This is a genomic window from Sphingomonas sp., from assembly GCF_031426035.1.
Classification (GTDB): Bacteria; Pseudomonadota; Alphaproteobacteria; order Sphingomonadales; family Sphingomonadaceae; genus Sphingomicrobium.
The window spans coordinates 20,461-29,853 of record NZ_JANPKO010000145.1 but is presented as its reverse complement, the minus strand read 5'-3'; the positions used below and the strand labels follow the sequence as shown (position 1 = coordinate 29,853).

Genomic DNA, 9,393 nt, shown 5'->3' with positions numbered 1-9,393 from the left:
TGCGCCAGCGGCGCCAGTCGCTGCGCCGCCGCTACAAGATCCAGGACGTCATCCAGCGCCGCCAGGTGCTGCTGGTCCAGGTCGTCAAGGAGGAGCGCGGCAACAAGGGCGCCGCGCTGACCACCTATTTGAGCCTGGCTGGCCGCTATTGCGTGCTGATGCCCAACACCAGCCATGGCGGCGGCATTTCGCGGAAAATCTCCAACGGCGCCGACCGCAAGCGGCTGAAATCGATCATGGGCGACTTGAAGCTGCCGCAGTCGATGGGGCTGATCGTGCGCACCGCCGGCCTGTCGCGCACCAAGGTCGAGATCAAGCGCGATTTCGATTACCTCGCGCGGCTGTGGGACGAGATCCGCGAAAAGACGTTGGGATCGAGCGCCCCGGCGCTGATCTACCGCGACAGCGACCTCATCAAGCGCGCCATCCGCGACCTTTATCACCGCGAGATCGACGAAGTGCTGGTCGAGGGCGAGGAAGGCTACAAGGCCGCGCGCGGATTCATGAAGCTGCTGATGCCGAGCCACGTCCGGCGGGTGAAACTGCATGCCGAGACCACGCCATTGTTCCAGCGTTACGGGGTCGAGGACCAATTGTCGGCGATGTACCACCCGGTGGTGCAGCTGAAATCGGGCGGTTATTTGGTGATCAACCCGACCGAGGCCCTGGTCTCGATCGACATCAACTCGGGCCGCTCGACGCGCGAGCATAATATCGAGCAGACCGCGTTCGCCACCAATCTCGAGGCCGCGGCCGAGATCGCCCGTCAGCTGCGCCTGCGCGACATGGCCGGGCTGGTCGTCATCGACTTCATCGACATGGAACAGTCGGGCCATGTCCGCAAAGTCGAGAAAGCGATGAAGGACGCGCTCAAGAACGACCGTGCGCGCATCCAGGTCGGCCGCATCAGTTCGTTCGGGCTGATGGAAATGAGCCGTCAGCGCCTGCGCACCGGAGTGCTCGAGGCGTCGACCAAGGCCTGCCCGCATTGCGAAGGCACCGGGCTGATGCGCACCGCGTCGTCGGCCGGCCTCAGCGCGCTGCGCATGATCGAGGATGAAGCGACGCGCGGCCGCGGCGACAAGATCCTGCTCCGCGCCGGGCGCGAGGCGGCGATCTACGTGCTCAACAAGAAGCGCGCCGAGCTGGGCGAGATCGAGCATCGCTACGGGGTGTCGGTCGACGTCACCATTGACGAGAGCTTCGAAGGCGCGCGCATGGCGGTCGATGCGTCGGGCCCGCGCCCGGTGCGCTCGGAGCAGGCGCCGGCGCCGGTGCCGGTCGATGACGATGATGATTTCGAAGATGAGATCGACGTCGCCGATGAGGATATCGAGGACGACGAGGGGCGCGAGCCGCGCCAGCCGCGCGAAGCCCGTGAGCCGCGCGAATCCCGTGAGCCGCGCGAGGCGCGTGAGCCACGCGAAGGCGAGTTGGGCGAGGATGGCGAACGCACTCGCCGCCGCCGCCGCCGCCGCCGTGGCGGGCGCGGACGCAGCCGCCGCGAGGAAGGCGAAGGCAATGTCGCCGAGGCGCCGCTGGCGGAGGACGCGGCATCCAGCGACGAGCCGCGCGAGGACATCGCCGAGGCTCCCGAGCGTGACGCGGAGCAGGACGGCGAGCGGCCGCGCCGCCGCCGCCGTGGTGGCCGCAAGGCCGGCGCTGCCCGCGACCCGTCGGAGGTCGGCGCGCCCGATGCGGTCGAGCCCGACAGCCCGGTGGCCGAGGAGGAGCCGGTCGCGGCTGCGGAACTCACCGAGGAAGCCAAGCCGCGCGCCCGTCGCCGGCCCAAGGCGCGCGCCAAGGCCGACGCCGTGATCGAGGCGGCCGAGGCCACCGCGGCGGCGGTGCCCAAGCGGGCCCCGGCCAAGGTAGCGGCGGTCAAGGCGGTGCCGGTCGAGGCCGCTGCCGAGGCTACCGCCCCTGCCCGCAAGCCGCGCTCGCGCAAGGCGGCCGCGGCGCTCGACGCGGAACCGGCGGCGGAAACCGCAAGCGCGCCGCGCAGTGCCGACAACGACCCGGCGGGCGACGAGCCGGACGAGCCGCGGCGTGGCGGCTGGTGGCAGCGGACGTTCGGCTAGGGAGGCGGCTTTCATCGCGGGTTCAGCAGCCAAGTGGGATCGCGGGGGCATGCATTCCCCGCTTTCCCGCGCCATGCGCCGCATCATGCTCGCAGTGTTGCTGGCATGTGCCATCGCGCAGCCCGCGGCCGCCCAGTCGGTCCTGCGCGACAGCGAAACCGAGGTATTGTTCCGAGATATCGCCAAGCCGTTGATCGAGGCCGCCGGCCACGATCCCAAGAGCGTCGAGGTGGTGCTGCTCAACGATCCCGAGATCAACGCCTTCGTCGCCACCGGGCAGAAGGTCTATCTGCAGTCGGGGCTGATTACGGCGGCCGACAACGTCAACCAGGTTCAGGCGGTGGTCGCCCATGAGCTGGGCCATGTGGCCGGCGGCCACGCCATCCGCATCGACGAGGGCGCCAAGGAGGCGACGGGGATCGCCATCGCCACAATGGTGCTCGGGGCGATCGCCATCGCGGCCGGTGCCGGCGATGCCGGAATGGGCATCATGGCGGCCGGCCAGCGCGCCGCGATGGGCCGTTTCCTCGCTTTCACCCGGACGCAGGAGAGCTCGGCCGACATGGCGGGCGCCAAATACCTGTCGGCGGCCGGGATCAGCGGCAAGGGCAGCCTGGAATTCTTCAAGAAATTGCAGAACCAGGAGTTCCGCATCGCTGTATTCGAAAAGGAAAGCTACGACCGCACCCACCCGCTCTCGCGCGAGCGGATCGCGACGCTGACCGACATCTACAAGAAGGATCCGGCGTGGGAGCGCCCGTCCGACCCCGCGCTCGAAGCGCGCTTCCAGCGGGTCAAGGCCAAGCTTTACGGCTTCGTCGATCCCAAGCAGGCGGTGATCAAATATCCCGAGAGTAACCAGAGCGTGCCGGCGCATTATGCGCGCGCCTACGCCTACCACCTCGGCGCCTACCCGGACAAAGCGTTGGCCGAGGCCGACGCCTTGCTCAAGACGGCGCCGAACGACCCCTTCTTCCTTGAGCTCAAGGGCCAGATCCTGCTCGAATCCGGGCGCCCGGCGGACGCCGTCGCGCCGCTGCGCGAATCGGTCGCTGCGGCCAACCAGCACCCGCTGATCCAGGCGATGCTCGCCCATGCCCTGATCTCGACCGAGAAGCCGGCCCTGATCCCCGAGGCCAAGGCGATGCTCAAGTCGGCGGTCAACCGCGACAACCAGAACCCGTTCGCGTGGTACCAGCTGGGCATCATCTACGACCGCGAAGGCGATTTGCCGCGCGCCATGCTGGCGACCGCCGAGCGCAGCAATCTCGAGGGCAAGCCCAAGCTCGCATTGTCGAGCGCTAGGGCGGCGATGAAGGGCATCCCGGCCGGCACGCCCGACCATATCCGCGCCCAGGATATCGCCATGGTGTCCCTGGCCGAGCTCAAGAAAGACAAAAGATACAAGGACACCACCGAGCAATGACCGACGACGACCGGGTGCCCGCGGCTCCTCCGCCGAGGTCCGTGGTGTGGCCCGCACTGGCCGGCGGGATTGTCGGTGCGCTGATCACGGCCGCTCTGCTGGTATTCGCCGCGCCGCAATGGCTGAGCAGCAGGATCGTCCGGTCGGGGATGCTTGCCGACCCGCAAATCCTCGCCGACGCCGCCGACGCACTGCGCGACCGCCAGTACGAGCCGACCCTCGCGGCCAATCGTGCGGCACTGGAAACACCATTTGGATCGTCGTGGAAGGGCGCTGCAAAACCCGATGTGGTGATGGTCGAATTCTTCGACTACGCCTGCCCCTACTGCCGCACCAGCCTCCCCCACATCGAGCGATTAATCAACGAAGACAAGGGCTTGCGCGTGGTGTTCCGCGAGCTGCCGATCCTCGGCCCGGACAGCGTCGCCGCCGCGCGGGTGTCGCTGGCGGCGTCGCGGGCCGGGCGCTTCAACCAGTTCCACGACACGCTGTTTGCGGCCGGGCGCCCGGGCGCGGAGACGATCGGCGCCGCCGCGCGCGCCGCGGCGATCGCCCCGACCCCGCCGGCAGACCCGGCCATCGAGGCCGAGCTCAAGCGCAATTTCGAGCTCGCCTCGAAGCTCGGCGCAACCGGAACGCCGCTGTTCATCGTCGGCGACCGCGTGATCAACAGCGCCGCCGGCTACGACGCGCTCAAGAAAGCCGTGGAGGACGCCCGGGCGCGCGGCTGAAGCCGATCTTCAGCTCGCCAGGGGGAGGCCGAAAACCTGCTCCATCGAGGTCGATTCCGGAAGGATGTAGACCACCCCGTTGGTCCTGTTGAAAGCAGGCAGGATAACAGTCTCGAAGAATGCGCTCGCGACGTTGATACAGCCGTAGGAGATGCGGTTGTCGTCGGTCGAGGCCGAGGCAAGGCGTTGGCGGCGGCGGTCCTTGGGATTGCCCGCGATTACGCGGTGAAGCGAGATCGCGTTGTCGTAATCGACCCACAGGATATCGGCTTGCCCGAGGTCGTTGCCGAGCGCGGCGATGAAGCGCCCGGCCGGCGTGATGCGCTCGGCGGGTAGGATGTCGGCGAGCCGCTTGAGGCCGATCCCGGCCGGCGACTTGTCGCCGCGGCCGAGGCCCAGCAAAGCCGACGCCGAGCCGCCGGGCGCGCCGTCCCGGTTGAACACGAACACCCTCGCCTGAACCTTGTCGACGATCACGAACGGCAGTTCGAGGTTGTCGCCCGACTGCGTGATCCAGCCGAGCAGCCGGGTCACTTCGGCTGACGGTGCAGCCGGAGCGGCGGGCGCGGCCGGCGCGGCGGACGCGGCGGGCGCGGGCGCGGCCGTCGCCGCCAGCATCAGGCTGGCGGCAACGACCAGTCGGTCGGGGCGGAAGATTGCCGGCAGCCGGAGAGGCATCAATGCCGCGCCTGCTTGCGCGGGCGCTCGACCCGCACGTGCGCCCGGCGCACTTCCTCTTCCCGGACCAGCGCGGGCTGCGGCGCCGGCACGGGCTGCACTTGCGCAAGCTCGACCGGCGGCACCACCGGATGATCGACAACCACCAGCGGGACCTCCTGCGGAGGGACCAGCGGCGGCACGACGCCGATCGTCGGCGGAGTCCAGATCGTCGACGGCGGCGTCGTGACCGGCGGCGGCGTGACCGGCGGCGGCGGAGGCGGCGGAGGCGGAGGCGGCGGTGGAGGCGGCGGAGGCGGCGGCGGAGGCGGAGGCGGTGGCGGAGGCGGTGGCGGTGGCGGGGGGACGACCGCCGTGATCGTGCCGGTGGTGCGGAAGGTCGACACGCAGCATGACCCGGCAAGGGCATATTGGTCGGCGTTGGCGCCGGTCAGGCTGTAGCCTTCATAGGTAATCCCGACCCCGCTGCCGACGGCGGCATCGTCGAACGTTGCGCTCGCGCCGGGACCGGCGACCAGGCTCACCCCGCTCGGGATGCCCGAGGCGGCGGTGGTGTTGAAGCCCGTCAGCACGGCCGCGGTGGAGCCGTCGAAAACGCGGGTCCCGTTGGGGTGGAGCAGCATCCGCTGGGTCAGCGACGCGCCCTCGGTGAGCACGAACTGGGTCGAGAAGTCGGTCGGCGAGGCGTAGGACACCGGATTGTAGTTGATCGTCACCGGCGCCACTGTGACCGTGGTCGGCGGGGCGAGCGGGGCGAAGATCAAGGTCCCCGCCTCGACCCCCGGCCCGGTCCCGGCCGAGCCGGCGATCAAGGTCAGGCCGACCGGCAAGCCGAGGCTTTCCGCCGGGATTGTCGAGCCGCGGGTCAAGGTCACCGCGGCGTCGATATGGATGTTGCGGCCGGCACAGAGCGCAATGTTGCCGTCGGTGGTGGTGATCGCGAAGAACACGTTCACATCCAGGCCGGCATTGAGCAGGATACTGCCGTTGGTGGTGGTGATCGGCGCATTGACGTTGGCGTCGCGGCCGCAGCACACCACGAGATTGCCGTTGGTGGCGGTGATGGCGGCGTTGATGTCGACATCGCGCAGGGCGTTGAGGGTCAGCGTGGTCGGATTGCCCGACGCGGTCCATGCCACGGCGTCATTGACGAAGATGTCGCCATTGCCGCCGGCGCCGTCGCCGGCCGAGGCCAGCGTGCTGATGACGACATTGGTGGTGACGAGGATGGCCGACAGCTCGGCGCCCGACATGTCGCCGCCGAGCCCGATGATGAAATCGGTGGGGTCGATCAGCCAGGTGCCGGCGGTCCCGAGCGGGGCTTCGGCGGTGATGCGCACGCCGTCGGCGACACTCACGTTGGCTGCCGAGGTTTCGATAAAGCCGCCGTTGCCCCCGGCCGGGGCGCTGGCATCCAGCACGCCGGCGACGTTGACGGTGCCGCTGTGCATGTTGCCCAACAGCAGGATCCGGCCGGCGTGGGTGCCGAGCGTCTGCGCTTCGATCACGCCGCTATTGTTGACGACGGTCCTGAGCAGGGCTCCGGCGGCCTGCGCGGTCATCACGACCTGGCCGCCATTGGCGCGCAACAGGCCGCCATTCTGGACCAGTGCGTCCACCGCGCCGTGATCGACGGCGACGCTGAGCAGGCCGTCCCCGGCGACGTCCAGCGTGACGGCGGTGCCCGCGGCCAAGGCGATCACGCCCATGTTGGCCTGGATCAGCCCCTGGTTGTCGACATTGGCGCCGAGCAGGCCGACGTAGCCGCGGTCGGCGTTGATCGCGCCGCGGTTGACGACCGACGCCCGGCTGGCGCCCGAGAAGCGGTAGCGGCCGGCGGTAAAGTCGGCGTCGCTGATGTTAAGGGTCGAGGCGACCAGCACGCCGACATTGACGTTGGCGGTGGCGCCGAACAGCACGCCGTTGGGGTTGACCAGGAACACCTGGCCGTTGGCCGAGAGATTGCCGAAAATCGACGACGGATCGGGCCCGAGCACGCGGTTGAGGGCGACCGAGCTGCTGTTGGGCTGAACGAAATTGACCGAGTGGCCGGAGGCGATGTCGAAGGTCTGCCAGTTGATTACGGTGTTGTGGCTGGCCTGGTTGATGGTCATCGTCGAGGGGCTGGTAGAGATGGTCGCCTGGCCGCCGCTGACGACGCCGCCGGTGGGCAGGTCCTGGGCTTGCGCGGGCGCGGCCAAGGCCAAAGCGCCGGCAATTCCGCATAGCGACAGGCGAACGAAAGCAGTCATCGCGGTTGACGCGAACAATGCGGGCCGACGCTCGGTCGTCGCGCGGACGCGCTCGGTGCGGTCGGTGGTCATGCGGTGTTCCTTTGGGTGAAGCGGGAAGCGGGCGCGGCCGCGGGCGGCGGCCGGCACCCTAGAAAACCTTGGCGAGCTGGAACCAGAAGCGGCCGTCGCGGTCGCGTTGGGAGGTCACCCGCTGGTTGCCCAGCTTGTGGGCGTAGGTCGCTTTCAGCATGAAATTGTTGGGCAGGGTCCAGCCCATCCCGGCGCCGATGCCACTGCGGCGGGCGACGTTGGGGCCGGCGAACCACGGGTTCTTGGCGAACTTGACCGCGCCGGCATCGACAAAGCCGAACAGCTGGAAATCGCCGGGGACGGGCAGCAAGCGGAGCAGTTGATAGCGCGCCTCGGCGGTGGCGACATAGCCTTCGTCGCCATAGCCCTCGCCTTCGGGATAGGCGCGCACCGCATAGGCGCCGCCGAGCTCCATCTTCTCCGCGCTGTCGAGGTTCTTGGACGCCAGCTGGCCGCGCACGGACACGAACAGCGACAAGTCTTCGGTCAGCCGCTGGAGCCGGGCAACGCCGGCCTGGAACTTGGCGTAGCCGCCGCTGGTGCGCGCGGTCAGGCGATCGAAAGCGCGGTCGGCGGGGCTGCGGATGTCGAGATCCCCGAGCGCCGCGCCAACCGAAAAGACGGTCGAGCCGCCGCCACCAAAATGGTCGCGATGGTTGCCGCTCAACCCCAGGTTCGCCACTTTTGCGCGGCGCCGAGAGACGGTCGAGGCGGCGCCGACTCGGTCCTTGAAGAATTTGGCGTCGACGCCGGCCAGCAGGTTGAGGTTGGTATTGCGCGAGCGGACCACGGGGTGACTGGCGAAGAAGGTGGCGACATTGGCCGTGCCGTCGGCGTCGAGCGCCCTGAATTCGCGCCCGAGCGTGTATTCGATGTGCGAGAATGCCACCCCGATGGTCGTGTCGCCGAGCAGCGTTTGATAAGCGGCGCGGCCGTAAGCCAGCCCCGAATCCGAGGCCAGCGCGCGCACGCTCAACTGGTCGCCGTGACCGGTCGGGTTGTTGAAGTTGACGCTGCCGCCTGCGCGATAGGCGCCGGTGAAGCGATTGCCGCCATTGTCCGCCTCGACCATCCCCGACACCAGCCGGCGCTGCCGGAGATTGACGAGGAGGTCGGAGCTGCCGACCGCGCCGCCCGGGCTGAGGGTCGACGTGACCTCGACGCCGGGGATGTCGGACAGCAGGAGCAAGCGGCGCTCGAGCGGGCGCGAGCTGACCCGGTCGCCGCTGGCGAGGCCGGCGAGCGCGCCGCGGGCAAGGCCGCGCGACAGCCCCGCCTGATTGTTGACGGCGATCCCGTCATAGCGGCCTTCGACGACGGTGAACGTCACGGTGTTCGCGGCAATGTCCTGGACCGGCAGATAGGCCTGCGCGAGAAAGTAGCCGCGGTCGTTGTAGAAGCGCGTGATCTGCGCGGCGATCGCCCGCAATTGCGTCAGGCTGAGCGCGGTTCCGGGGACGAACGCGACCGCCGCCAGCAATTGGGGCTCGGAAAACAACGTGTGCCCGGTCACCCGCAAGGCATCGACGCGGACGGTTTGCCCGCTGTCCGCCTGGGCCGCGGTTGCGGTCGCCGGCGGCGGCGCGACGCGGATGTCGAACTCGCGGCGCTGCACTGGCGGAATTGCGGGAATTTGCACCAGCTGCTGGCCGGCGTCGGGGCGCTGCTGCGCGAATGCGCTTTGGCTGGTCGACAGCAAAGCGGCGAACATCAATGCTCGTGTCATTGGGTGCTCCCTTCGGGAGGCAGGGGTCAAATGCTAGCAAATATCGCCCGCGAATTGCGAAATGAATTGTCCGAAATGGACAAATGTCGTTGCGAGGATTATATTTGCTGCTGGTCAAGAGATCTGTCGATTAAAACAATCTTGAGCATTTCAGCGAGAAGTTTTACTTATTGATTGACTATATCTCTGTATGACTAAGCCCAGATGATTAATGAAGCGATAAGATATTAGATCGCTGGTCGGACCTGCCTAAAGCAATGACCGATCGTCGGACTGGAAAGTTGGGAGCTCTGAGCCTGAGTCCGGCCGGACGCAGTGCGATCGGCGGCGGCGGCGCTACGGCGCGTTGCAGCGAGCGTGGGCGCGCTGGCGTGCGGGGGGCGCGGGCGACGCGCCGCGGGCAGTGGGTGCGGCCCGGCGCGTGGCC

General features: G+C 68.4%; 6 protein-coding genes. 3 read left to right on the top strand and 3 right to left on the bottom strand.

Annotated elements, in window-relative coordinates; translation table 11 throughout:
* From RMP08_RS10740 to RMP08_RS10730, 3 genes are all read left to right on the top strand, one after another.
* Positions 1 to 2,081: Rne/Rng family ribonuclease (locus RMP08_RS10740; protein WP_310468995.1), on the top strand; the 2,081-nt coding region annotated here is incomplete at its 5' end.
* A gap of 85 nt (positions 2,082 to 2,166) precedes the next feature.
* Positions 2,167 to 3,507 carry a M48 family metalloprotease gene (locus RMP08_RS10735; RefSeq protein ID WP_310468994.1) on the top strand — a complete coding sequence of 447 codons (1,341 nt, stop codon included), beginning with the start codon at positions 2,167 to 2,169 and terminating at the stop codon, positions 3,505 to 3,507.
* Complete coding sequence (locus tag RMP08_RS10730; protein ID WP_310468993.1) at positions 3,504 to 4,238, top strand: DsbA family protein; 735 nt, start codon at positions 3,504 to 3,506, stop codon at positions 4,236 to 4,238. The genes RMP08_RS10735 and RMP08_RS10730 overlap by 4 nt, the downstream gene beginning before the upstream one ends.
* Before the next feature lie 9 nt (positions 4,239 to 4,247).
* On the opposite strand, the gene RMP08_RS10725 is transcribed toward RMP08_RS10730, so the two are convergent.
* From RMP08_RS10725 to RMP08_RS10715, 3 genes are read right to left on the bottom strand one after another with little or no spacing between them, the layout of a single operon-like run.
* Positions 4,248 to 4,916 (bottom strand): L,D-transpeptidase, encoded by a 669-nt coding sequence (locus RMP08_RS10725; protein WP_310468992.1) that lies wholly within the window; start codon positions 4,914 to 4,916, stop codon positions 4,248 to 4,250.
* A complete protein-coding gene (locus RMP08_RS10720) occupies positions 4,916 to 7,240 on the bottom strand; it encodes a filamentous hemagglutinin N-terminal domain-containing protein (RefSeq protein WP_310468991.1) in 2,325 nt (774 codons plus the stop codon). Before RMP08_RS10720 ends, RMP08_RS10725 begins: the two co-directional genes overlap by 1 nt.
* 58 nt (positions 7,241 to 7,298) lie before the next feature.
* On the bottom strand, positions 7,299 to 8,966 hold the full coding sequence (locus RMP08_RS10715; protein WP_310468990.1) for a ShlB/FhaC/HecB family hemolysin secretion/activation protein: 1,668 nt from the start codon (positions 8,964 to 8,966) through the stop codon (positions 7,299 to 7,301).
* Positions 8,967 to 9,393: the final 427 nt, after the last annotated feature.

What these genes read in the sequence shown, in the direction of transcription:
- RMP08_RS10725 (WP_310468992.1), bottom strand. Translation starts at nt 4,916, where the DNA reads ATGCCTCTCCGGCTGCCGGCAATCTTCCGCCCCGACCGACTGGTCGTT.
- RMP08_RS10720 (WP_310468991.1), bottom strand. Translation starts at nt 7,240, where the DNA reads ATGACCACCGACCGCACCGAGCGCGTCCGCGCGACGACCGAGCGTCGG.
- RMP08_RS10730 (WP_310468993.1), top strand. Translation starts at nt 3,504, where the DNA reads ATGACCGACGACGACCGGGTGCCCGCGGCTCCTCCGCCGAGGTCCGTG.
- RMP08_RS10715 (WP_310468990.1), bottom strand. Translation starts at nt 8,966, where the DNA reads ATGACACGAGCATTGATGTTCGCCGCTTTGCTGTCGACCAGCCAAAGC.
- RMP08_RS10735 (WP_310468994.1), top strand. Translation starts at nt 2,167, where the DNA reads ATGCTCGCAGTGTTGCTGGCATGTGCCATCGCGCAGCCCGCGGCCGCC.